This is a genomic window from Methanofollis tationis (assembly GCF_013377755.1).
GTDB lineage: Archaea > Halobacteriota > Methanomicrobia > Methanomicrobiales > Methanofollaceae > Methanofollis > Methanofollis tationis.
In genome coordinates, this window is record NZ_JABXWR010000001.1 from 1,731,173 (window position 1) to 1,754,699 (window position 23,527).

A 23,527-nucleotide genomic window follows, 5' to 3' on the forward strand; every position below is an offset into this window, starting at 1 on the left:
CGCCGTATAGGGTATAGTTTCCTTAGACGGTTGGAGACATAAAATGATATTGTTTGTCCTCGGGAGTGGAGAAACGACCGTTCAAAACCGGGACTATTTTCCTGCGCTGCCCCCGGACGTTGACAGGCTGCAGAAACACAAAAAAAAAGGTGAAAGCGGCTACGCGGACTTCTACTCCGCACTCTTCGCCTTGATCCGCTTCAGACGGGAGAGCTCGTCGCGCTCCATCTCGTCGAGGCGCATCTTGATGAAGGCCGCGCCTTCCTTCAGTTCGGGGATCACCTTGAACTCAAGGGCGTTCACACGCCGCTTCGTCCGGTCGATCTCGTCGAGGAGACGCTTCATCTTCGTCTCGACCTCGGCGCTCTCGATGATCGCCTCGACCAGCTCCTCGTAGGCTTCGGCCGTCTCGTCGATGACCGCACGGGAGCCGAGCACACCGTACCCGCGCTCGGCCAGGTTCTTCCTCACTTTCGAGGCCTCGATCTCGGGCACGACAACGCCCATGATGTTCTTGGACTTCAGGGTGATCTCGGGCTTCTCCTTCACGGAGAAGGCCGCCGCTTTCACCCCGATCGTCCCTTCAACCGTGTTTGCAAGGGCGATCATCTCCTGGGCGTGCCGGTATTTGCGCAGCATCTCGCCCCGGGTGTCCTTCGCCTCCTTCAGCACCTTGAAGAACTCAAGGATCAGCCCGTCGCGCTTCATCTTGAGGATGTTGTAGCCCCGCTCTGAGAGCTTGATCTTGCGCTTGATGTTGATCAGCTCGGAACGGGTCGGCTTGACATCTCTAAGCGCCATCGACGGTTACACCCCTGCAGATTTTGCGCCCTTGCGGTAGAGCGGGTGGTACTTCTGGATCAGGTCGCGGTCGATACGCACGAGCTGCTCCACCGGCAGCGAGGCCAGCAGTTCCCAGCCGAGGTCGAGGGTGTCCTCGATCGTCCGGTTCTCGTCGATACCCTGCGTAACAAACCTGCCCTCGAAGAGGTCGGCGAACTCCAGGAAACCGCGGTCACGCTCGGAAAGGGCGTCCTTGCCGACGATCGCCACGAGGCCGCGCAGGTCGTTGCCTTCCGCATAGCCCGCGTAGAGCTGGTCGGAGACCTTCTTGTGGTCCTCTCTCGTGTGGCCCTTGCCGATACCGAGGTTCATCAGACGGGACAGCGACGGCAGGACGTTGATCGGCGGGTAGATACCCTTCCGGTGCAGCTCACGGGAGACCACGATCTGACCCTCGGTGATGTAGCCGGTCAGGTCGGGGATCGGGTGCGTGATATCGTCGCCCGGCATCGTCAGGATCGGGATCTGGGTCACAGAGCCCTTTTTGCCCTTGACGATACCCGCACGCTCGTAGATCGAGGCGAGGTCCGTGTACATGTAGCCCGGGTAGCCGCGGCGGCCCGGCACTTCTTCACGGGCGGCACCGATCTGACGGAGCGCCTCACAGTAGTTTGTCATGTCCGTCAGGATGACGAGCACGTGGTACCCAAGTTCGTACGCAAGGTACTCGGCGGTCGTGAGGGCGAGACGCGGCGTGATGATCCGCTCTACGGCCGGGTCGTCTGCAAGGTTCAGGAAGACGACCGCGCTCTCAAGGGCGCCGGTGCGCTCGAAGTCGGCCATGAAATGGTTGGCCTCTTCCTTCGTGATACCCATCGCAGCGAAGACCACGGCGAACGCTTCGGTCGATCCCGGCACCTTTGCCTGACGGGCGATCTGCAGGGCGACATCGTTATGCGGCAGACCGGCTGCCGAGAAGATCGGGAGCTTCTGACCGCGCACAAGGGTGTTCGTCCCGTCGATCGTGGAGATACCGGTCTGGATGAAATCAGCCGGCGACGCACGGGCGTACGGGTTGATCGCAGCGCCCATGATGTCGAGCCGTTTTTCCGGGACGATCTCAGGGCCGCCGTCGATCGGCTTACCGCCGCCCGAGAGGATACGGCCGAGCATCTCCTTCGAGAGCGGCATCTTGATCGTCTCGCCGAGGAACCTGACCCCGGAGTCACGGCCGATACCGGCCGTCGTCTCGAAACACTGGACAACCACGAGGTCGTCTGAGGTGTCGAGCACCTGGCCGCGCTTGATCGAGCCGTCGGCGAGAGCGATGTTCACGAGCTCGTTGTAGCCGACCGGCTCGGTCTTCTCGACGAAGACGAGCGGGCCTGCAATCTGCTTGATTGTCCGATATTCCTTCATGCTGCACCCGCCTTCAGTCCGGCAAACTCGTTCTTCATCTGCGCGAGAACCTTCTCGAGTTCAGGCTTGTAGTCCTTCGTGAACTTGATCTGCGGCAGGTCGTTCTTCGCCTTGACCGAAAGGATCTGGGACGGCATCACACCGGCGGTGTGGGCCGTGGCGGCCAGGTCGGCGTAGAGACGGATCGCCTTCATGATGTCGAACTGCTTCTCGAGGGAGCAGTAGGTGTCGACGGGATCGAAGGCGTTCTGCTGCAGGAACACTTCACGGAGCATCCTGGCGACCTCGATGGTGATCTGCTCCTCCTCAGGCAGGGCGTCGGAACCGACGAGCTGCACGATCTCCTGGAGTTCGGACTCTTTCTGGAGGACGGCCATCGCCCAGTTGCGGAGGGGATTCCACTCAGGGGAGATGTTCTTGTCGTACCAGGGGTTGAGCACGTTGAGGTACAGGGAGTACGAGTTTAACCAGTTGATCGCCGGGAAGTGCCGGCGCTGCGAGAGCTTCGCGTCCAGTGCCCAGAAGACCTTCACGATACGGAGGGTGTTCTGGGTGACCGGCTCTGAAAAGTCGCCGCCCGGCGGAGAAACGGCGCCGATGACGGTGACCGAGCCCTTCTCGTTGCTGAGGGTGGTCACACGCCCCGCACGCTCGTAGAACTCAGAGAGACGGGCGGAGAGATATGCAGGATACCCTTCCTCACCGGGCATCTCCTCAAGACGGGAGGAGATCTCACGCATCGCCTCTGCCCACCGCGAGGTGGAATCGGCCATCAGCGAGACGTCGTAGCCCTGGTCGCGGAAGTACTCCGCGATGGTGATCCCCGTGTACACGGACGCTTCACGGGCTGCCACCGGCATGTTCGAGGTGTTCGCGATGAGCACCGTCCGCTCCATGAGCGGCCTGCCGGTTTTGGGGTCCTCGAGTTCGGGGAACTCGGTCAGCACTTCGGTCATCTCGTTGCCGCGCTCGCCGCAGCCGATATAGACGACGATCTGTGCGTCAGACCACTTCGCAAGCGCCTGCTGGGTGACTGTCTTGCCCGAGCCGAACGGGCCCGGAATTGCTGCGGTGCCGCCCTTTGCGATCGGGAAGAGCCCGTCGAGAATGCGCTGGCCGGTGACCAGCGGAATGTCCGGGTTCATCTTCTCGGTCACCGGGCGCGGCACGCGCACCGGCCACTTCTGCATCATGGTGATGGTCGTTCCGTCTTCGAGGCTACAGATGACCTCCTCGACGGTGAACGAACCCCCCTTGATCTCCTTGACCACGCCGCCCTTCATATTGGGCGGGACCATGATCTTGTGGAGGATCGACGAGGTCTCCTGCACCGTCCCGAGGATGGTGCCGGGCACGACCTTGTCGCCCGCCTTCACGACCGGGACAAAGTCCCACTTCGTGGTGCGGTCGAGGCCGGGTGCGGTCACACCACGCTCGATGAAACTGCCCATCTTATCCATGAGCACCTCGAGCGGACGCTGAATCCCGTCGTAGATGCTCTTCAGCAGCCCAGGGCCGAGCTCGACCGCGAGCGACATCCCTGTGTTCTCCACAGGTTCGCCCGGTCTGATGCCATCGGTGGCCTCATAGACCTGAATGATGATGTTCTCGCCCGTGATCTTGATGACCTCGCCCATCAGTTTCTCGTTGCCCACCTTGACCACATCATACATGTGGGCGTTGAAACCGACGGCCGTCACCACCGGGCCTGAAATTCTCTTGAGCACCCCTGTCGAAGTGCCTGTTTTCGATTCTCCTTTTACTTCCACAGATCAACACCGACCGATCTCTTTATTCTCTCCCGCATGGAGAGTCCTCCTTCTTCTTCGCCGACTGCGATCACCGTCGGTTTTACGGATTCCTCGAGCTGGTTCCGCAGCCTTAGAGGGAGCCTGTTCATATCGCTGCTGCTCAGCACCAGAATCCCGACCGAACTGTCCTTGAGGACGTTTATAACGGTGTTTTTCAGTGCCTCGTCGTCTCCGACAGCGATCGTCTTCTGAATGCCTGCAAGCCGGAACCCGATGACGAACTCAGCCTGGCCAACAACTGCAATCTCGACCATTTACATCACCAGGTATCCCTGAATGCGTTCGTTTGGCAGGCCATACTCCTTACCGCGCGCGATCGCACGGAGGTTTGTCACCTCGTACTTCTTCATCTCGAGGTATGCCAGGATCGGGAAGACCGAGAAGACGTAGAGCTTGGACAGCCTCTCCATCTGCTTCAGCTGGTACTTCGTCACCAGCACCTCGACCTCGTGAACCGGGCGTTTCTGGCCGAGTTCATCGAAGAGTGCGTTCAGTTCGGGGTCACGTGTCTTTTTCCTGGCAGCATCGATGAACTCGTTGAGGTCCTCGATTGCGCTCATCCTCTGGAGTTCGTCGACCGTGAATGCTTTTCCGCCTGGAATGAGCAGTTCCCTGATCTCTTCGCCGGCTTTGTGCGCACGGAACCGGAAGAGGTTGATGAGGTTCTTCAGGTCGATCTCCATCTGGATGTACCCGAGAAACTCGTAGCCCCCCTTGATCCCGTCCTTCGCTTCGGCGATCATCCTGGCATAGAGCTGCTTGTAGAGCTCGTTCTCGATGTTTGCGAACGAACCGGTCTCAAGAGCCTCGGTGATCCCGGCGGCGAGGACTGCCCCGAATGACCGGCCCTTGAGCGAATCGACGATCCGCTCAGGGGAGTCCTCGTTCAGGAGATGGTCAAGAGTGATTCTATCGAGTTCACCTGCGGGGATGAGTACCTCCTTGATCTTGCCGGGCTTCATGCCCTGCACCTTTCCCCGGAGGATGGTGAGGACGTTCTGGATGTCCCAGTGGCGCAGATAGATCTGCACGAACTGCATCAGTCCGGGCGGCGTGATCTTCAGGATATTCTGATACTCCTTCGCGAGGTTCCACGAAAGGGCAACCTCGATGAGGTTTATCCCGGAGAAAGACGAGGAGAGCTCGTCGATCTCCCGTTTATACTCGGTCTCCCCGATCAGGCGGGTGATCTCGGGCAGGCTCATGTTGAGCATCCGCAGGTATTCCTCCCGCGGGATCAACTTTGCTTTGCGCACACGCATGCGCGTTGAGACGTAAATATATGGGGCAGGGCCCCCTACGTCAGCCATCTGCCGGCCTCCTCAGGGAAACAGGATATCTGACGCATCCTTAAGCCCTGACTCCCATACCGTCTCCAGGAACGTACGGTAACTATAATCGATCTTCATCCTGCCATCGGCGCTCTCAATGACGACTCCGCCCTCAACTGATATGGGCTCGCCGACCGAGAACGCTGCCAGGTCCTTGCTCTCGGCAAGGATCTTCTTTACGGTGGGGATATCACGGGCATTGCAATAGACCACGCCACCCCCGACGGCTGCAGCCGCCTCCGGAAGGAGAGCGCGAAGAGCCATCTCATGGAAGGTGGCAGGCATACCGGCGATCCTGGTGACGACTGCATCGTGGACGCGGTTGAGGGTGTCCTTCTCAGCATTGAGCATCTCGCGTTTGACCGCAAGGTTGGCGGCCGAGACCTCCTGGTTGATGATCCGCTGGACGTCCCGCTCCACCTCCTCGCTGGCCTGCTGCTTGATCCCTGCTGCACGCTCCTGCGCCTCCGTAAGGATGCGCGTCACCTCTGCCCGGGTCTCCGCCTGAATGGCGGAGACCTCTTTTTTGCCCTTTTCTTTGATATCTCCAACGACAGCTTCCAGTCCCATCGTCCACTCCGTGCTTAGAAGAGCGCCAGCAGAGCGACCACAAGACCGAAGATGACGATTGTTTCTGGAATAACGGTGAAGAGCAGTGCAAGACCGAACATGTCCTTGTTCTCTGCGGTCGCACCCACTGCAGCGGCGCCGATACCCATTTCGGCAATACCGCTGCCGATACCGGTAAGGCCGACAGCCAGGCCTGCGCCAACTGCCTTAAGTCCGAACTGCGATGCCTGAACCATTTCAAGAGTCATTTCTGCAACTACTGGATCTGCCATAATTTAATCCTCCGTAAATTTCCTGATCATTCCAAATGGATTGTACTTCTTTCCTCCACCATTGTAAAACTTGGTGAAGAACTCAACATAGTGTAACCTGATTGAGTGCAGGCCGCCGCCCAGGATGCCCAGTGCCGTGTTCAGCACATGGCCGATTACCAGGACGATAAGGCCCAGCAGGACGATGAACACCCCGAACGCAGAGAGCGATTCTAACTGCGGGCCGATGATCAAGTCCAGAGCGATGAAGTTTGTGACCATCGCGATGGCGACTGACGAAAGGCCGACGGCGACAAGACGGGTGTACGAGAGTACGTGACTGATAATCGTCGGGATCTCGACCAGTTCAAGCGGAGATTCCATGCCAATAAAGACGATGCCGATCAACCCGAGGACGACGCCGACAATACTGGCCGCGTTCAGGCCCATTGCCACCGGAGCAAATCCGGTCAGGTCTATCATCAGGGGGATGGCGAACATCGACCAGATCACGATGACAATGCCCCACATTGTGGAGAGCCAGCCGAGCTGGGCGAGGATCTCCTTGGTGGCGTGGTGGCTTTTGTGCATGGCATGGCTGATGTTTCTCATATGGATCAGGCGCCCGAGCGTGATGTGCAGCAGGCCGATCCAGACCGAGACGATCAGCAGTTCGGCCACCATCGGGTGGTGGACGGCATGCCCGCCGATGTTTAAGTGCCTGGTGTAGATGATCGACTCCCATGGGAGCCCGGCGCCGAAGAATTCGCTGAACAATACACCAAAGATGATACTCATGATGCTTGCGTTGCGCAGCACGTCGAGGAGCTTGTTCCCTGCCTCACCCGTGAGGACCTTCCTCAGGGCAAACGAGGCCACAAGCAGCACGAGACCGTAGCCGACATCGCCCAGGATCAACCCGAAGAAGATCGGGAATACGATCGAGACGAGCAGCGTCGGGTCAAACTCATCGTAGCGCGGACGCGAGTAGATGTCCATAAAGAGCTCGGTCGGGCGCGAGAAGTTCGGGTTTTTGTATTCAACCGGAACCTCCTTCGGGTTGTCGCCGATATCGAGCCTGGTGACATAGACCTTGCCTGCGGTCGCATGGGTGAGCGCTGCGATGATCGCCTCGACCCGCTCCGTCGGGACCCAGCCTTCTGCCACAAAAGCGTCCTCCGTCGTTGCAAACCGGAGCGGGGCCTCGGCCTGCTCCACAACGGCCGTGAAATACTCGTCGTACGCAACAAGGAGTTCGCTGTATTCAGACTTCTTTTCTTCAATGTTCCGTTCGATTTTTGCGATCTGCTCGTTGATCTGGGCTATTTTGCCCCGGGTATCATAGATCAGATCGTTTACCGGCCCGTTCCCCTCGGGGATGGGGACCGCCTGGAACCGTGCTTCAAGCAGGGCGCTATTCGCAGCCTCTGCATCGCTTGCAGGGACAAAGACCACAAGGAAGTTCTGTCTGCCCTTTCCACCCGGCACATAGTGTTTCTCATGGGGGACAGGGATCTCGACGTCGGACGCGACATAGCCTGCAAAAACGGTGATGCCCTCATAGCCGTGGTAAAGGTCCATATCGAGGGGGACTGCGGCAAAGGGTTCGAGGGCGACTGCCCTGGCTTCGAGTACCTTCACCTGAGCCTCAAGTTTTGACCGTTGTGCAGTGCTTTCTTCGACGTCTCTGACGAGAATGGCGAGTTTCTGGTCGACTCCGGCCCGGAGTTCAGGGGACGAATGCATCCTTGCGGTGGTGGCGGTGTCAGGGGAGATCCCGAACATCGACTCCATCGAACGGATCTTGATCAGCTCTGTGGACGCTTCGCTTGCGCCCGCAAGAGGCATGCCGATCCTGAACCCTTCGTAGGCCTCGTCTTCCTTCTCGACAAAATCTTCGATGTGAAATGCGTTCTGGTGATACAGCTCACGGACAATCGTATCCATCTGGTCCTTGGACCCTGCAATCAGGATACGGCTCATCCGTTCAGGCTGAAACATGCAGCTGCTCCTTGAAACGCGAGACGAGCAGATCGACTGCCCTGTCAAGATTTGCAAGGCTTTCCGCTCTGAGTTTTGTCGCCCGCACTTCGCCGTCCTTCAGGATATTGGCGCGCTTTCTGGCGGCCTCGGACGCGGCGTCTGCGAGTCGCTGCTTTTTGTGGGCCTCTGCATCGGCGGTAGCCTTCACAACGATGTGTTCGGCCTCCACCCTGGCATCCGCAATTTTCTGCTTCTGTTCAGACTTTGCGGTGCTGACCATTGACATGTAATCTTCTTCTGCCTGCTTGATGCTTTTTAAAACCTCACTCTTCATCCAACCCTCCTCTCACGGCTTACAATATTTGATGAAAATTACCTTTATATTTGTTGTTATTCTGCGGCGAGCGCCCGGTCAACACATATATACGAGATCGTGAACCCCGCAGGAAGGCCCTCGACCGTGACAGCGTCCACGCCGCCCCGCAGGACGATGCCGGCAAGTTCAGCTGAAGAACAGAGGAGGTGCTGGTCAGGGTGCGTGCCCCTGACGATCCCGCAGGAGAGGGTGATCGACGGGGCGGTCGAGATAACCATCGGCACCCATGTCGATCCGGGATGGCCCTTTGGAAGGGCGAAGACCGGGAAGTGATGGTCCCGGACGAGAAGAAGGAGCATCGCCGCCGCCCGCAGGGACCCGCCTTCCGGGGCCGAGACGCAGACGAGATCGCCCGGACGGACCGGTTCGAAGTAGACGTCATCGGCAGCGTTCACCGGAAGGGCGAACCGTTCGCGCACGACACCACCGAGAAGAAAAGAGGAGGGGCCCTGTATCAAGAAGAGATCGCCGGCACCGGGCTCCAGGATCATATCTGTTCGACGTCCTCGGATTGACAGGAGGGGCAGATCGGGTGCCGGCTCAGGGACGAGAACGTATAGCCGCACTCACGGCATCGGTAGCGTTTTCCTTCTCCTTCCTTCACTTTCTCGTTGATCTCAACATCGGGGCCGCCGCCAGTGGAGCACATACGAGGAACTACGGCGACGATGGAATATAAGCATTTGGTTCTGGAGCCGGGGTATTCTGGCCTGAAAAGAGAGATGAATTGGTCACACCAGCAGGTTGAACGCCGCCAGTCCGATGAAGAGCATGATTGCGGCGTGCTTCACCCCGGCCCGCACAGAGCCCTCGCCCATCTTCCCTGCGACAAGACCGGAGAAAAAGGCCTGTATCAGGCAGATATGATAGAGAAGCCTCTTGATCGAGAGGAGCGACCCATTCCCGATATCGCCGAAGGTTCCCCCGATCTGTCCGGCCTGGGTTGCGACGTCCTCGAGCAGCGGGAGGAACTGGGCCGAGATCACCACGACGACGAAGATGAAGACGAAGAAGGCGATGTAGATGACCGCAAGGTAGAGGAGCATCGCCGCGTTTCTCTCCTGCCTGAGTACCTGGGACATCTGGGCATCTTTTGAGGCGATCGTCAGGATCTCGGAGATGTTGCCGCTCATCCTGGTGGCGGTCGTGATCAGGGTGACCGAGCGGGAGACCACCGGGGTGCGCACCCTGTGCTCGAAACGGACGAGGGCATCCTGAACATTTGCCCCCCATGCGATGTCCTTGCTGATCCGCTTTATCTCGTAGGAAAGAACGCCGAGGTTTGTCCGCACCAGGATCTCGATCGCCTGGGCAAGGGTGAGGCCGACCTGGTTGATGCCGGCCATCCGGGCCAGAAACTCGGGGACCGCCCCCTCCATCCCCTTGATCTCGCGCCGCCAGGCCTCGAAGAAGACGGCGTAGCAGATCATGACCAGAAGGGCCGCAATGACGACATGATCATCGACGGCAGAGACGGCAGCCTCGAAGGGAAGAGAGGGGGGAAGGTTCAGGAAGATTGCCAGCAGGTAAAGGAGTGCCGCCGGCACCGTGATGAGGAAGGTCCGCCGCGCGTCCACGACGAAGCCGCGCAACGGTGCTCTGATGAACCCCCTGATCCCCCGGATGCGGTCGTAATGGGTGAGCTGCTTGAACAGGGTTTCTTCTCCGCCGACATCGACCACCCTGACCTCTCCGAAGGCGTCGAGCACCTTCATCTTCGTGTAACGCTCGGCACCCTCTTCCTTCACCGAGATCAGGTCGATGAAGAGGATCATGATCAGAGAACCGATCGGAAGCAGCGCATAGGCGACGACCGAGAGCTGGGTGATCGCCGATCCGCCGAGCAGCCCCATCACCACCATCACGATCACGAGGAAGAGCGGGCCGGCGACAAAGGCGGTGACATAGGCCTCTCCGACAAACTCCAGGGTGCCGATGAACTGTTTCTGCTCAAAGCGTGCCTCTTCCTGGTATATCCGGACGCGGGTCGAGAGAAACGCCGAAAGGTTTCCCCCACTCTCGATGACCGAGAGGAGGTCTTCAAGGAACTCTTTAAGTTTTTTTGACGGGGTCGTCTCGGAGAGGTGACGGATCGCCGATACCACGTCCATGCCGAAATAATCGGCGTCGCGCACCACCTGCCGAAACTCGATGGCGCTCTCGCCGTAAATCCCGGCGTTTTCCGAGAGAGATCGGAAGATATCGATGATCTCGGCGCCCCCCCGCCGCATCGCATAGATGTATGAAACGGTGTTGTGGAGGGAGAGGTTGATCTTCGTCTCCCGGTTTCCCCGCTCCAGCACCGGGTACCTGAGGGCAAGGGCGTAGGACGCCGCCCCGGCAATGGCTGCAGCCGCCATAAAGGCAAGGATCCGGATCAGATACCAGGACGACGAGCCTTTCTGGAGGTCGGGCATCGGCAGGTGGAGGATGTTGACGATCTGAATGCTGCCTGTCGGGAGGTGTACAAAGCCCGAGATGAAATAAATGAGGAGACCGAAAAACAGGCCTGCCAGGAGGGCAAACTGGACTGAGCGGCCCACATACCCTTCTACCGTCATGCCGAGCCGCGCCGAGATCAGGTCCTGCCTGAGGTTGTTGTATTTTACCCGATCCTGGCGTACGACCGCCTCGACAAACCGCCTGAAGGGACCGGGCCTGCTCTCGTCGCTCATGAAAACAGCCTTGAAAGGTTATCGATGCTCTCCATCACGGTGTTCCGGTTGATCGCATAGAGGTGGAAGATGTGAGAGACCTTCCGATAATCGGTGATCTTCTGCTCCTGCATCGCCCTGAGGATGTGGATCCGCTCGTTGATCTCCTCTTCAAGCCTCGCCTGGGTCCAGCCCCGCATCTCCATGATCCTGCCGTAGACGAGCGACCTGCCCGAGTAGCGCATCACGTCGTGGATGGCGTCGTAAGTGAAGACGGTGTTCACCCGGAGGTTCCCGCTGCCCGGGTCGATGCCGGCGATCTCCACGACCTCCTGGCAGCGCCTGACCCGCTCGGTGCCGCGGTAAATGAGCGCCTGCACGCTGACGACGTCCAGGGCCTGCACCATGTTCCTCGGGACGTTGAGGGGTTCGTTCTCCAGACGGTGGATGGCGGCGTCGACACCGCCTGCATGCATCGTGGAGAAGGTGGTGTGCCCGGTGTTCATCGCCTGGAAGAGCGTCTGGGCCTCGGCGCCGCGCACCTCGCCGACCAGAATGAACTCGGGCCGCTGCCGCATCGCCGCCTTCAGGAGATCAAACATCGAGATCGAGGTCGATGCTTCCCCTGCAATCGTGTCGCGCGTCACCGAGGCAATCCAGTTCTCGTGGAAGAGGGTGATCTCTCGGGTGTCCTCGATGGAGACGACCTTGGCCAGGGGCGGGATGAACAGCGAGACGGCGTTGAGCGAGGAGGTCTTGCCCGAGGCCGTGCCGCCGATAAAAAGCAGGCTCTTGTTGTTCTCGATCGACATCCAGAAATAGGCCAGCTCCTCCGGGGAGAAGGTGCCGAGGTCGAGGAGTTCGACCGGGGTGAAGGGTTCGGCCCGGAACTTCCTGATCGTAAATGAGGTGCCGCGCGTCGAGACCTCCTTGCCGAAGGTGAGCTGGAGCCTTGAGCCGTCCGGGAGGGTGGCGTCCACTACCGGCGTTCCGATCGAGACGTGTTTTCCCGAACGCTGGGCAAGGGAGATGCCAAGAGAGTTCAACTCGACCTCGGAGAAGGTGAGGTTTGTCCTGATGTTCTTGAACCGGCGATGGTACAGGAAGAGAGGAATGCCTGTGCCATCGCAGGAGATATCCTCGATATCGGGATCCTTCATCAGCCCTTCCAGGCGGGACCAGCCGACAAAATTTCTCAAAATGTAATACTCGATCTTCCGGCGTGAGATGGGATCGATCCGGACGCCGTATTCCCTTATCAGACCGTTCATCCGCTCGATGAGCACCTGTTTGCGCTCTCTGATCATCTCGTCGTCCGAGAGGATCAGTGTGTCGCGCAGGTCTTCGTGGAGGCGTTCCAGGAGTTCGTACTCAAACGGGGAGAGGGCGGGCTCCATCAGATGATACTCGTTCTGGCCGATACGCCGGTTGAGGAGGATACAGACAAGCGATTGCCCTTTATCCACCCAGTAACTCTCAACGAGATCGAAAGCCTCAGGGATCACCGCCTCGACCAGGGCCGGCTCGGTTTCCGGGTCGTAATCGGTGAAAATCTCTGATTGATCCGGATGTTTCCGGGGAAACGGCAGATTCATGTGCGAACTCCAGATTATGAAGGATTGAACGGATCCAGTATTTATCTTTATTTTTATTGAACAAAGAATCTACAACCATTTTATAGAAGTGTGTCGATTAGTTTCAGGGAGAAGATGAGGGACAGAGCAGATCTGAGGGTTCCAACCGGGATCGCCTCTCTTGACCCGGTGCTGGACGGCGGCGTCCCGCCGGGGTCGATGATACTCCTTCTCGGGGATATCGGGGCAGGGAACAGCGACTTCATCAGGTCATCAGCAATATTCCTATCAAAGGAGAAAAAAGAGCGAGGAGATGAAGCAGCTCCTGCCGGCGAGATCCTGTACATCACGGTCACCCGCATACGGGACGACATCCTCGGGGAGGTGGAGAGTTCAGTGAGCCCGGACCTCTACGCCGCCATGGAGGAAGGGGTCCGGTTCAGCGATCTTTCCAGACTGTATTTCGACGCCAGCGTCGTCCCGGCCGAGTGGTACGGAGGGAGCGACATCCTCACCCGGATGCAAAACCGCTCCTCACGGGAAAATATCCTCGGAGAACTCTCGACGATCCTCTCGGGTGCGGCGCCGGGCAGCGTCATTTATCTCGATTCGCTCACCGACCTTGCCACCCAGGCCGACACGCCGCAGGAGTGGAAAGCGTTCACCGGTTTTCTTCGCGGCCTGCAGCGGGTGACAAAACGGTGGGGGTCGGTGGTCTACCTGCCCCTGACGCGCGGCGTCCTTCCAGCAGCCAAAGAGATCGAGATCCAGGACATCGCCGACGCCGTCACCCTCTTCCAGTGGGAGGAGACGCAGGCGATGCGGCGGCAGAGGACGATGTACTTCAGGAAGTTCAGGGGGGTGATGCCCCACCTCGAGGAGCAGGACCTGGTGAAGTTCGGCGTGCGGATCACCGCCGGGGGCGGGTTTGAGGTATCCAACATCAGGGTGGTCATATGAACGTGGACGACGAACAGAGGGTGCAGTTCGGGATCGAGGGGCTCGACTCCATGCTGAGCGGCGGGATTTTTGAAGGGTCAATCTGCTCAATCGTGGGGACATACGGCACCGGCAAGACGACGTTTGCCCTCCAGTTCATTTATGAAGGGTTAAAACAGGGTGAGAAGGCGATATTCATCTCGCTCGACGAACGGACCGAGATGATCCACCGGGATATCCTGCGGAGGGGCTGGGACCTCGACACCTATCTGGACAAGTCCCTGTTTGTCATAAAACTCGATCCGACCGATTTCACCGTCGCCGTCAACCAGATCAAGGACGAACTGCCGCAGTTGATCCGGAGCGTCGGGGCACGAAGGGTGGTGATCGATCCGATATCGCTCTTCGAAGGCATTTTCACCGACGAATCGATACGGCGGCAGGAACTCTTCAGGTTCATCGAGAGGATGCGGGACGAGGACTGCACGCTCATTCTCACCTCGGAGACCCTCCAGAACAATCCGTATGCGAGCAAGTACTCCCTCATCGAGTACATGGTCGATACCGTCATCCTCCTCCGCTATATCCGCCCCTCAGACCTCTCAGAGGTCCACCCGGCGGTCGAGGTAGTGAAGATGCGGGGATCGAACCACTCGCGCGAGATCAAGCCCTACGAGATCCTCAGAGACCGGGTGCAGGTCTATTCAGAGGCGAACGTCTTTTAAAAAAAGTCAGATGGTGATCCCGGCAAGGTTGAGCAGGACGAGCAGAACCACGCCGATAACACCGCCGAGGGCGCAGATAAGGACGGTCGCCCAGTTTATCGGGATCTCGGTCCCGCCGATCATGCCGGTCACCTGGAAGTAGTTGATCAGGAAGAGGAGGATCAGCCCGACCACGGCGTTGATGATCAGGGTCGTCGCCTGCTTGAAAAAATAATACAGGACCCCGACAGCCACGATCACGAGTGCAATGGCGATAATGGTCTCTATCATCCTATTTACCAATGATATGCTGCTTATTTAATCTTACCGCCGGAAGCACGGCGCCGCCGACGAGGCGTTCCTCTTTTCCGATGGCGGCGACCGCACCAAGGAGTTCGAAGACGTTGCCGGCCAGCATGGCGCTCCGCACCGGGAGGGTGAACGCCCCGTCCTCGACCCATGATGGGTTGGAGAGTTCGACCGAGAAGTCGCCGGTGAGGGGGTTGGCCGTGTGCGCTCCGACGATATCGTGGACATAGACGGCGGGCTCGTCGTCGACAGTGTCCCGCGCCCCGTCGATGACCAGGGTGTGGACGCCGATTGCAGGAGCGCCGCCAGGCCCGCTGCGGACCGCTGATCCGGTGCTCTCCTGTCCGTAGCGGTAGGCGGTGCGGAGGTCGTAGGCATAACCCTGCAAAACGCCGTTCTCGAAGAAGACAATCCGTCTTGCAGGCACGCCTTCGGCGTCGAACCGTGTGCTGGAAAGGCCGCACCGGGAGGGATCGTCAGAGATCGAGAGGTTCTCGCCGATGCACTCCTCCCCTACTTTCCCGGCGAGCCAGGACCGGCCTGCATGCACGTTCCTGCCCGAGAGAGCGGGTTCGAGGACGTGGCCGAGGAACTGGGAGAGGGCGACCGGCGAGAGGACGAGGTCGTAGTCCCCGGTCTCGATCTCCTCGCCGTCAACGCCGTGCTCGGCAAAAAATGCCGCCTGTTCGCCGGTGCGGCAGGGATCGATCCCGACGAACGGGGAGACGTCGAACTCAAATCCGGTGGACTGCTCGTTGATGCATTCCAGGGAACACCCGGCGCTGGTGCGCTCCTGTTCGTAGACGACGCCTGAAGAGTTGGCGATCGTCACCTTCGACCGGGAGAGCGAGGCCGACCCGCCGGTCACGTCTGCGTCGTGGACTTCAGCGCCGCGGAGCATCTCTCCGAGGGTGTTCCTCGTCCAGTCGGGGTCGAGGCTGAGCGAGGGGTCGAAGATCGGCGGGGCGTCCGGCAGGGGTGCCGGGGCGGGCAGTCCGCCCCATTCCTGGGGGTGGTCGAGGCGGGCGCTGGCGATCGCCGCCTCCAGGCAGGCCCGCCAGTCCTTCGGGCTGCCGGTGCTGGAGACGCCGATGCGCCCCCGGTCGATGACGCGGATGCCGATCCCGAACCCTTTCGAACCCCCGGCGTTCTCGATGAGGGTGCGTTTCAACTCTGCAGAGACCGATTCCGCCTCTGAGACATAGACCTCGATCTCGTCCACCATCTCTCCGCCGGTGCGGAGGATCTCTTCAATCAGTTCCACTGCCACCCACCACCGCATCTTCGAGGAGAATATGGGGCGACCCGTCGCTCACCGGGACGCTCTGTCCGCCTTTGCCGCAATACCCCTGGTGCATCGCCCGGTCGTTGCCGACCAGGGCGATCGCATGGAGCGTGCCCAGGATCTCGCCTGAGAGGGAGACATCCCTGACCATCGCCCCGAGAGCGCCGTCCTCGATGATATACCCATACTCGGCGTTGAACTGGAATACGCCGCGGCCGGGATCGACCTGTCCGCCGCGCGAGCCCTTCAGTAGGATGCCGCTCCGGCACTCGGCGATGATCTCGTCGTAGGCGGCGTCACCCTCCTCGATGAAGGTGTTGCTCATCCGCACGAGAGGCGGGTCGCCGGCACTGGCGCGGGCATGCCCGGCGCGGCCGTTTCCCACCGCCGCCAGCGTCTGGCGCGAGTGCATGTAGGCGTTCACCCGTCCGTTCCTGATCAGTTCGGTCCGGCCGACCGCGACGCCCTCAGCGTCTACCGGTTCGAACCCGAACTCGGGGAGCGTGGGATCGTCGACGATCGTGATGGTCGGGCTGCCGATCAGTTCGCCGGTCCTGCCGGCGAGGACGGAGTTGCCTTCCCTGACGAGGTCGCCCTCGCTCGCATGGCCGATTGCCTCGTGGGCAAAGACCCCCGCGAGTTCGGGATCGAGCACTGCCCGCATCCGTCCCCCTTTCGCCGCCCTCGCATCGAGGAGGGCGACGGCGGTCTCTGCCGCCTTCGTCCCCATCTCTTCGCGGTGGCGGAGGTTAAGGCCGCGGATGGTGTGCAGACTCTCCCGTCCCATCTGCATCTCGCCTTTCCTGGCCGCAACGGCCATCACCGAGAAGCCGCATCTGGGGATCTCGTAGGAGAACTCTACACCCGACGAGTCGAGGAACCTGACCTCTTCGATCGTCTCGGCATACCTGGCCCGCGTGTTCACGACCCCCGGGATGCGTGCGGTCCCCTCGATCCCGGCCAGAAGGTGTGTTTTCTCTTCGAGCGAGATATCGCGGGGGTCCTCGCCCACCGCCGGCACCGGCAGGATCTGGCGGGGAGCGTCGGCGAGGTCCACCGGGTCCTCGGTGATCTGGGCAAGGTCGAGCGCCTCGCGGATCAGCGCCTCAACCGGACCGTCGGGATCAAGGTTTTCGAGGGTGAGGATCCCCCACCCCTTCTCCCCGAGCACCCTGACGACCGCATGGTCGAAAAAACTGGTGCCTGCCGACTCGACCACACCGTTGTCGATGTCGATATGGGTCGAGGAGCCGCGGACGTGGCGAATATCATAATAGCGAAGATTATGCATGGTTTATGCCGCCGAATGGCTGCCGGCGGCACCGGTGGAGGACTCAAAGACCTTCGCCGGTTCCGCGGCAAGTTTTTTCAGTTTGTTCAGGAAGACCTCGCGGTTCTGCGGGACGAGCGCCACTTCGAGCACCTCCTCGATATGCTCCACCGGGATGATCTCCACCATCGTGCGGTACCGGTCCTCGATCAGCACGTCCCCGAAGTTCGCCTTCGGGATGATCACCGTCTTGATCCCGGCCTTGGCGGCCGCCTCGATCTTGTAGGTGACGCCGCCGATGGGCAGGACGTCGCCGCGGACCGAGAGGGAGCCGGTCATCGCCACGTCCTGCTTCACCGGGATGCCCTCGATCGCCGAGATGACGGCGGTCGCCACCGATATGGATGCCGAGTCACCCTCGACGCCGCTGTAAGTGCCGATGAACTGGACATGGACGTCCATGTTCCTGATGTCCCGGCCGGTGAACTTCTTCAGGATCGCCGAGACGTTCTGGATCGACTCCTTTGCGATCTCCTTTAACAGCCCGGTGGCGATCACCGTCCCGTTCGCCCCCTGCGACGGGGTAACCTCGGCGACGATCGGCAGTATCGAGCCCGAGTCGCTGCCCATCACGGCAAGGCCGTTCACCCGCCCGATCTGCGTGCCGGTAACGACGGAGAGGTCGTAGTCCCGTATCCGCGTGATGTACTCGTCTGAGATCTGCTGCTCGATCGAGCGGGCCGACTGCTTCGCCTTGAGCACATGCTCGGCAGTCGTCATGTCGGCGCCTTCCTGGCGGGCAATGTCGCCGGCGACCCGGATCAGCCCGCCCATGTCACGGAGCTTCAGGGTCAGGTGCCCCTTCCGGTTGGATCGGCGCTGCCCTTCCCTGATCACCTCTTCGATCGCGCTCCGGTCGAAGTGCGGGATCTTCCCGTCGTTCTTCACCTCCTGAGCGATGAACCTGACGAATTTCACGCGGTTCTCAGGGGTGTCGAGCATCGTGTCCTGCATATACACCTCATAGCCGTAGCCCCTGATACGGGAGCGGAGTGCCGGGTGCATCCCCTGAACGGCGTCCAGGTTGCCGGCCGCCACCATGATGAAACGGCAGGGAACCGGTTCGGTCCTGACCATCGCCCCGCTCGACCGCTCTGACTGACCGGTGATGGGAAACTCCCCTTCCTGCAGGGCCGTGAGGAGGTTCTGCTGCGAATGGGGCGTCAGCGTGTTAATCTCGTCGATGAAGAGCACGCCGCCGTTCGAGCGGTGGATGGCGCCGGCCTCGACGCGGTCATGGGCCGGGGTCTCGAGCCCGCCGGACTGGAAAGGGTCGTGGCGCACGTCGCCCAGGAGGGCGCCGGCATGCGACCCGGTGCCGTCGATGAAGGGGGCGACGGCGTTGGGCTCGCTGGATACCAGGAGTTTGGGGATCATCGCCTCTTCACGCGGCCTTGAGTACTGGAGAGCCATGAAGATGAAGGCGGCGGCGATGATGCCCATCAGCCACTGGCCCGATATCAGGGCGTAGCCGATGATGCCGAAGATGAGGAGCATTATCAGGGTGTTGCGCATCTGTTTGCGTTTCCCTGCCTCGGCCTTGTGGGCGGCAACGATCTGCTTGCCCCTCCCCGAAGCAACCGTCCTGATGATCGGGTTGTTCGAGTCATCGAGGTTCGGATAGACAAGGATGTCCTTGAGTTCCTCTTTGGGGAGGAGTTCGGCCATCGCTTTCGCCAGCATCGACTTGCCTGTACCGGGGTTGCCGATCATCATCACATGTCGGCGCTGGGTGGCGGCCTTCTTTATCACCTCCACGGCGTTCTCCTGACCGATCACCTGATCGATCAGCCTGGGGGGCACGGTAATCTCGGAGGAACTCGAGACATCATAGCCCTGGAGGACGTCTTCCTCGGATTTCATCTCAAGGATTTCAGAAACACTCTCTTCCATTATTGGTGCAACCTCGTTAAGCAATGATACTTTATATACTATTTTCATGATAGTTTAAGTAGTTTCAGCTGGAGGAAAGACCAGAAATGAAGGTCGTATGCACAGAAAAATCACAGATTCTCGCCGTTCGGATCGCCGACCACCTGGGGGTGGAGGCAGTCGAGACCCGCTTCTCTCAGTTTCCTGACGGTGAACTCTACCTGCAGGTGGCCGGTCCGCTGGATGACGAGACGGTGATCGTCGGGAGCGTCACCGATAATGACGCCTTTATCCAGCTGATGCTCCTTATCGATGCCTGCGAGGCGACGACGAACACCCTCGTCGTCCCGTACATGGGATATGCACGGCAGGATAAGAAGTTCAGGGACGGAGAACCGGTGAGTGCCCGTGTTGCGGCACGGGCCCTCTCCCGCGGGGTCAGCGACGTGATCACGGTCAACATCCATGAGAAGGAGATCGCCCGGTACTTCGATGCGGCGGCCCATGATCTCTCGCTTGCCGCCGATGTCGGGGAGTACATCAAAGGGCGGGGTTTTGCCGATCCCCTGATCCTCGCCCCGGACAGCGGTGCGGCGGATTTCGCGATGGAGATCGCCTCTGAGGGCGGCTGGCAGGCCGATTACCTGAAAAAGACCCGGCTATCCGGAGAAGAGGTGCGGATGGAGCCCAAGACCTTCGACGTGAAGGGGCGAGAGGTCGTCATCGTCGACGACATCATCTCGACCGGGGGAACGCTCGCCACGGCGACGAAGATGCTCTATGATCAGGGGGCGTATGCCGTCCACGCCGCCTGCGTCCACGGGGTCTTCACCGGCGGGGCCTATGTCCGCCTGCGGGCTGCCGGGGTGAAGAGCCTGGTCTGCTCGGACACGATCGAGCGGGCGTGCTCGGCGTTCACGGCGGCGCACCGCATCGCCGAAGCGCTGAAGAAATGTTAGAGATCGACGGGTCGTTCGGAGAAGGGGGCGGGCAGGTGGTGCGGACCGCCGTCGCCCTCTCGGCGCTGACGGGAACACCGGTGCGGATCAGAAAGATCCGGGCTGGACGCCCGAAACCCGGTCTTGCGGCCCAGCACTGCACGGCGGTGCGGGCGGTCGCCCTCGCCTGCGGTGCGGCGCTAGAAGGGTGTTCTGCCGGCAGCGGCACCCTTGTGTTCGAGCCCGGGGCGATCGGGCGCACGACGATCGCCCTTGATATCGGCACGGCCGGCAGCATCCCCCTGGTGCTGCAGGCGTGGCTCCCGGTGGCGCTGGTGCATGGTGGGTCGGTCACGCTCACCGGCGGGACCGAGGTCGAGAAGAGCCCGACGATCGACTATTTTATGCAGGTGTTTCTCCCCCTGCTCAGGGCCCACGGGGCAGAGGTCAGGGTCGAGGTGCGGGCCCGCGGCTATTATCCGGCCGGCGGTGGCGAGGTACATGTGGCGGCCGGGCCATCTGTAATCGCCCCGATCGATCCGGCCCGCTTCCCGAATGAGCAGGGAATCCTCTCCTGCACCCAGAACCTCCCGGACCATGTGGCGGACCGGCAGGCGGCCGCGGCATCCGCAGTACTCCCGAACTTTCCGGTGACGATCGATCGCCGGACCGGGAAGAGCACGGGAACGTCGGTGACCGCATGGGCCGGGGCGAAGGGGGCGTCGGCCCTCGGGCGGCTGGGGCTGCCTGCCGAACGGGTCGGGCGGGCTGCGGCCGAAGGGCTTCTTGCCGCCTGTGCGGCGCCGGGCGCGGTCGACGAGCACCTTGCCGACCAGCTGCTCGTCTACCTTGCCCTGAGCGGCGGGAGGTACACGGCCCCGACCGCCTCACGCCATGCCCTGACCGCCTGCTCCCTGCTCTCAACGTTCGGCTACGATATCGCCGTCTCAGGCACCTCCCCGGCGGTGTTCTCGGCATGAAGGCGGTGCTGGACGCCACGGCGTTCTTTGTGGAGCGGCCGGTGGAGGGGGATCTCTTCACGACCCCGGAGGTCGTTGCCGAACTCGTCGATCTCAGGGCGAAGTGCCGGTACGAGGCGCTGCTCACAACCGGACTCACCGTTTCGGGAGCGTCGGCCGGGGCCCTGGAACGGGCCAGACGTGCGGCGGAGAAGAGCCGCGACATCGGGGTGCTCTCCCCGACCGATCTCTCGGTGCTCGCCCTCGCCCTCGATATCGGGGGCGTCATCTACACCGACGATTTCGCCCTTCAGAACGCGGCGATCGTTCTCGGCGTCCCGACCGAGCCTCTCCAGCAGCGCCGGGCGGTGCGGGTGCGGTGGAAGTACCGCTGCTCGGGCTGCGGGCGCTACGCGGATCATGAGGGCGAGTGCATGGTCTGCGGGGCGGCGATCAGGCGGACGCGGCGGTGAGATGGGCCCGGGAATCAGGGAACAAGGCGCAATCCGCCTCCCCGCAAACCCTTATATATCTCCCAACAGACCACTCTGTATGACTTCCCTCGACGAACTGATCAATAAGGCGCAGATCCTCCTCTCGGACGGCCATAGCCCCGAACAGATCGGTGACGAACTCTCCCTCTCGATGGAGACGGTGACCTGGCTGTTGACCCAGCAGCGGGGGGAGGAGGCGCCCAAGGATGTGCACATCGACTGGACGGCGACGAGCGCCGACGCCCGGATGCTCGACCTGACGACCGAGATGATGATACGCCGCTACGAGATCGCCGTCGAGGAAGGGCAGATCCCCCTCAGATCAGGGGAGGTTGACTTCGATACGGTCGTCGGCATCTCCCTCTCCGGTGTCCCGGTGGCGACCCTGATCGCCCGGGGGACCGGGACGCGCCTTGCCATCTATCATCCGGCAAAGCACAGTCCGTCCCAGAAAAAGGTCGGTTCGGTTTCGGGGAGTTTTGCTTCGGTCGCAGGGCGGTCCTGCATCATCGTCGACGACGTGATCACTACCGGCAAGACGCTCCACGAAGTCGTCGAGTATCTGCGCTCGCACGGGGCGAAACCAGTCGCCATCTGGGTGCTCTTCGACAAGCGTGGGGTAAAAGCGGTCGAGGGTGTCCCGGTCTTCCCGCTCTATACTGTATCCAGGATCGACTGATCCGCATCTTTTTTTCGTCCCATCGCCGTCACCACGCCGTGACAGCGGCAGGCTGTCCCGACGATGATCTGCTCCGCGTGCGCTGCCCGTTCGAGCAGGCCGATCACCTCCGGCCCGGAAAGGGCGCCGATGCCGGGTGCACACTGGACGCTCTCCAGTATTGCCGCTCCCGGCAGCGCCTCTCTGAGCACCCGGAAGAGTGGAACATCGCGGTGTCTGCCGGTCACCGGGCAGACGGGCGGGGCCGCACAGGAGGGAAGGCACTGCCCGTCCCGGTTGTATGAGACCACCACGCTCCCCGTGCCCGAGGAGACGATCAGGTCCGGCGGGATACGGGCAAAAAGCGGGGCGATGTCGGTCGCGGCCATGCCGGTCCCCTCGGCCACCAGCGCCGCGCAGATATGGACCGGGGCGGTGGGAAAAATATGGTCGGGGCCGGAGGAGAGGATGAGAGCGAGGGCCTCAGCGATACCGCCCGCGATCACCTCGACCTCTGCGCCCGCCCCGCCGGTGCCGAAGATCCCTGCTGCCCTGCAGGCCGGGTCGGGATCGACGATCACGCAGCGGTGACCAAGTCCCAGCGCATACCGGGCGCACGTGACCCCATAAGCCCCGCCGCCGATGACGAGGGAGTGCGTCATCAGAGCACCGTCACTGGCGTCACCCGCGGGGGCACCGTTCTCTGTATGCTCTCTTGAAGGCCGACTGGCGGCGTGAGGGCGATGGTGAAGGTCTCCCCCGCTCCCACGGGGTGGGGGAAGAGCACCCTGATCACAAATGACTCGCCCGGTTCGAGGAGATTGTCTCCGTCCGCAGTCCGGAAGGGGGGTCGGTTCAGCCGGTCGGCGATCATCCAGTACGGCGGGGCGTCGCCCTCCGCGCCCTGCGGCAGAACGGTGGCGCCGCTTCTGTCCGAGAACGTCACCGTCGCCCGGTCCATATCCGCGCCGCCCATATTACCGAGGAAAAGGCGGACCGTGAAGGACGCCGAGTCGAGGGCGCCGGGGTTGGCGGCGGCCTGATACCCGGCCACATCGTCGACCTCGATCAGGCTGCCGGTCTCCCCGAGTGCCGCATAGACCAGTCCCGAGGGTTTGCCGTCGCCTATCATGTGGCCGGCGACGGCGAAGAGGAGGCCGGCTATGACGATCAGGATGATCCACTCGAGGGCGGTGAAACCGGCGATACGCCTCATCGATCTTCCGTGAGCCGCCGGCGCACAAAGCCCTTCCGAATTGACAGCCAGAACCGCTTGAATCTCCGGGC

At 61.1% G+C, this 23,527-nt stretch carries 25 protein-coding genes; 6 read left to right on the forward strand and 19 right to left on the reverse strand.

Translation table 11 applies throughout. The features are described from left to right. Window positions 1-171: 171 nt before the first annotated feature. The 13 genes from HWN36_RS09030 to HWN36_RS09090 form a co-directional block, all read right to left on the reverse strand. Window positions 172-801: a V-type ATP synthase subunit D gene (locus HWN36_RS09030; RefSeq protein ID WP_176789035.1), complete on the reverse strand. Its 630-nt coding sequence runs from the start codon at window positions 799-801 to the stop codon at window positions 172-174. 6 nt (window positions 802-807) lie between these two features. After that, window positions 808-2,202, reverse strand: a complete 1,395-nt coding sequence (locus tag HWN36_RS09035) for a V-type ATP synthase subunit B (protein WP_004040144.1) — start codon at window positions 2,200-2,202, stop codon at window positions 808-810. Continuing rightward, window positions 2,199-3,971, reverse strand: a complete 1,773-nt coding sequence (locus tag HWN36_RS09040; protein WP_176789036.1) for an ATP synthase subunit A — start codon at window positions 3,969-3,971, stop codon at window positions 2,199-2,201. Before HWN36_RS09040 ends, HWN36_RS09035 begins: the two co-directional genes overlap by 4 nt. Then, the gene (locus HWN36_RS09045) at window positions 3,962-4,267 is read right to left on the reverse strand and encodes a V-type ATP synthase subunit F (RefSeq protein ID WP_004040142.1); all 306 of its coding nucleotides are present in this window, start codon (window positions 4,265-4,267) and stop codon (window positions 3,962-3,964) included. The genes HWN36_RS09040 and HWN36_RS09045 overlap by 10 nt, the downstream gene beginning before the upstream one ends. Next, window positions 4,268-5,323, reverse strand: coding sequence for a V-type ATP synthase subunit C (locus tag HWN36_RS09050; RefSeq protein ID WP_176789037.1), 1,056 nt, complete (start codon window positions 5,321-5,323; stop codon window positions 4,268-4,270). Between the two features lie 12 nt (window positions 5,324-5,335). Further along, window positions 5,336-5,914 carry a V-type ATP synthase subunit E family protein gene (locus tag HWN36_RS09055; protein WP_176789038.1) on the reverse strand — a complete coding sequence of 193 codons (579 nt, stop codon included), beginning with the start codon at window positions 5,912-5,914 and terminating at the stop codon, window positions 5,336-5,338. Between the two features lie 14 nt (window positions 5,915-5,928). Further along, window positions 5,929-6,186, reverse strand: coding sequence for a H+transporting two-sector ATPase C subunit (locus HWN36_RS09060; RefSeq protein WP_004040139.1), 258 nt, complete (start codon window positions 6,184-6,186; stop codon window positions 5,929-5,931). Between the two features lie 3 nt (window positions 6,187-6,189). After that, window positions 6,190-8,166, reverse strand: a complete 1,977-nt coding sequence (locus HWN36_RS09065; RefSeq protein ID WP_176789039.1) for a V-type ATP synthase subunit I — start codon at window positions 8,164-8,166, stop codon at window positions 6,190-6,192. Next, the gene (locus HWN36_RS09070; RefSeq protein WP_176789040.1) at window positions 8,153-8,482 is read right to left on the reverse strand and encodes an ATPase; all 330 of its coding nucleotides are present in this window, start codon (window positions 8,480-8,482) and stop codon (window positions 8,153-8,155) included. Before HWN36_RS09070 ends, HWN36_RS09065 begins: the two co-directional genes overlap by 14 nt. A 56-nt stretch (window positions 8,483-8,538) precedes the next feature. Continuing rightward, window positions 8,539-9,015, reverse strand: coding sequence for an alpha/beta hydrolase (locus HWN36_RS09075; protein WP_176789041.1), 477 nt, complete (start codon window positions 9,013-9,015; stop codon window positions 8,539-8,541). After that, window positions 9,012-9,173 (reverse strand): hypothetical protein, encoded by a 162-nt coding sequence (locus tag HWN36_RS09080; RefSeq protein WP_176789042.1) that lies wholly within the window; start codon window positions 9,171-9,173, stop codon window positions 9,012-9,014. The genes HWN36_RS09075 and HWN36_RS09080 overlap by 4 nt, the downstream gene beginning before the upstream one ends. Window positions 9,174-9,255: 82 nt before the next feature. Further along, entirely contained in the window at window positions 9,256-11,199 is a 1,944-nt protein-coding gene (locus tag HWN36_RS09085; protein WP_176789043.1) for a type II secretion system F family protein, read from the reverse strand. Next, complete coding sequence (locus HWN36_RS09090; protein ID WP_176789044.1) at window positions 11,196-12,773, reverse strand: type II/IV secretion system ATPase subunit; 1,578 nt, start codon at window positions 12,771-12,773, stop codon at window positions 11,196-11,198. The genes HWN36_RS09085 and HWN36_RS09090 overlap by 4 nt, the downstream gene beginning before the upstream one ends. A 114-nt stretch (window positions 12,774-12,887) precedes the next feature. On the opposite strand from HWN36_RS09090, the gene HWN36_RS09095 reads away from it, so the two are divergent. Then, entirely contained in the window at window positions 12,888-13,712 is an 825-nt protein-coding gene (locus tag HWN36_RS09095; RefSeq protein WP_176789045.1) for an RAD55 family ATPase, read from the forward strand. Beyond that, window positions 13,709-14,416, forward strand: coding sequence for a KaiC domain-containing protein (locus tag HWN36_RS09100; RefSeq protein WP_176789046.1), 708 nt, complete (start codon window positions 13,709-13,711; stop codon window positions 14,414-14,416). The genes HWN36_RS09095 and HWN36_RS09100 overlap by 4 nt, the downstream gene beginning before the upstream one ends. A 6-nt stretch (window positions 14,417-14,422) precedes the next feature. On the opposite strand, the gene HWN36_RS09105 is transcribed toward HWN36_RS09100, so the two are convergent. The 4 genes from HWN36_RS09105 to lonB are packed head-to-tail and all read right to left on the reverse strand — an operon-like array spanning window position 14,423 to window position 19,182. Beyond that, window positions 14,423-14,686 (reverse strand): pro-sigmaK processing inhibitor BofA family protein, encoded by a 264-nt coding sequence (locus HWN36_RS09105; RefSeq protein ID WP_004040119.1) that lies wholly within the window; start codon window positions 14,684-14,686, stop codon window positions 14,423-14,425. A 1-nt stretch (window position 14,687) separates the two neighbouring features. After that, window positions 14,688-15,968, reverse strand: a complete 1,281-nt coding sequence (locus HWN36_RS09110; RefSeq protein ID WP_343044964.1) for a TldD/PmbA family protein — start codon at window positions 15,966-15,968, stop codon at window positions 14,688-14,690. After that, a complete protein-coding gene (locus tag HWN36_RS09115) occupies window positions 15,955-17,280 on the reverse strand; it encodes a TldD/PmbA family protein (protein ID WP_176789048.1) in 1,326 nt (441 codons plus the stop codon). The genes HWN36_RS09110 and HWN36_RS09115 overlap by 14 nt, the downstream gene beginning before the upstream one ends. A 3-nt stretch (window positions 17,281-17,283) precedes the next feature. Then, window positions 17,284-19,182, reverse strand: coding sequence for an ATP-dependent protease LonB (lonB, locus tag HWN36_RS09120; protein ID WP_246269891.1), 1,899 nt, complete (start codon window positions 19,180-19,182; stop codon window positions 17,284-17,286). 116 nt (window positions 19,183-19,298) lie between these two features. Here lonB and HWN36_RS09125 point away from each other — a divergent pair, with 116 nt between their 5' ends. The 4 genes from HWN36_RS09125 (at window position 19,299) to HWN36_RS09140 (ending at window position 22,261) form a co-directional block, all read left to right on the forward strand. Further along, window positions 19,299-20,150: a ribose-phosphate diphosphokinase gene (locus HWN36_RS09125; protein ID WP_176789050.1), complete on the forward strand. Its 852-nt coding sequence runs from the start codon at window positions 19,299-19,301 to the stop codon at window positions 20,148-20,150. Next, window positions 20,144-21,109 carry an RNA 3'-terminal phosphate cyclase gene (gene rtcA / locus HWN36_RS09130; RefSeq protein ID WP_176789051.1) on the forward strand — a complete coding sequence of 322 codons (966 nt, stop codon included), beginning with the start codon at window positions 20,144-20,146 and terminating at the stop codon, window positions 21,107-21,109. Before HWN36_RS09125 ends, rtcA begins: the two co-directional genes overlap by 7 nt. After that, window positions 21,106-21,561, forward strand: a complete 456-nt coding sequence (locus HWN36_RS09135; protein ID WP_176789052.1) for an NOB1 family endonuclease — start codon at window positions 21,106-21,108, stop codon at window positions 21,559-21,561. Before rtcA ends, HWN36_RS09135 begins: the two co-directional genes overlap by 4 nt. Window positions 21,562-21,640: 79 nt before the next feature. Beyond that, entirely contained in the window at window positions 21,641-22,261 is a 621-nt protein-coding gene (locus HWN36_RS09140; protein ID WP_176789053.1) for an orotate phosphoribosyltransferase-like protein, read from the forward strand. Here HWN36_RS09140 and HWN36_RS09145 read toward each other — a convergent pair. Both HWN36_RS09145 and HWN36_RS09150 read right to left on the reverse strand, forming a co-directional pair. Beyond that, the gene (locus HWN36_RS09145) at window positions 22,237-22,902 is read right to left on the reverse strand and encodes an FAD-dependent oxidoreductase (RefSeq protein WP_176789054.1); all 666 of its coding nucleotides are present in this window, start codon (window positions 22,900-22,902) and stop codon (window positions 22,237-22,239) included. The two genes, HWN36_RS09140 and HWN36_RS09145, sit on opposite strands and share 25 nt — an antisense overlap. Further along, a complete protein-coding gene (locus HWN36_RS09150; RefSeq protein ID WP_176789055.1) occupies window positions 22,902-23,456 on the reverse strand; it encodes a hypothetical protein in 555 nt (184 codons plus the stop codon). The genes HWN36_RS09145 and HWN36_RS09150 overlap by 1 nt, the downstream gene beginning before the upstream one ends. Window positions 23,457-23,527 lie beyond the last annotated feature (71 nt).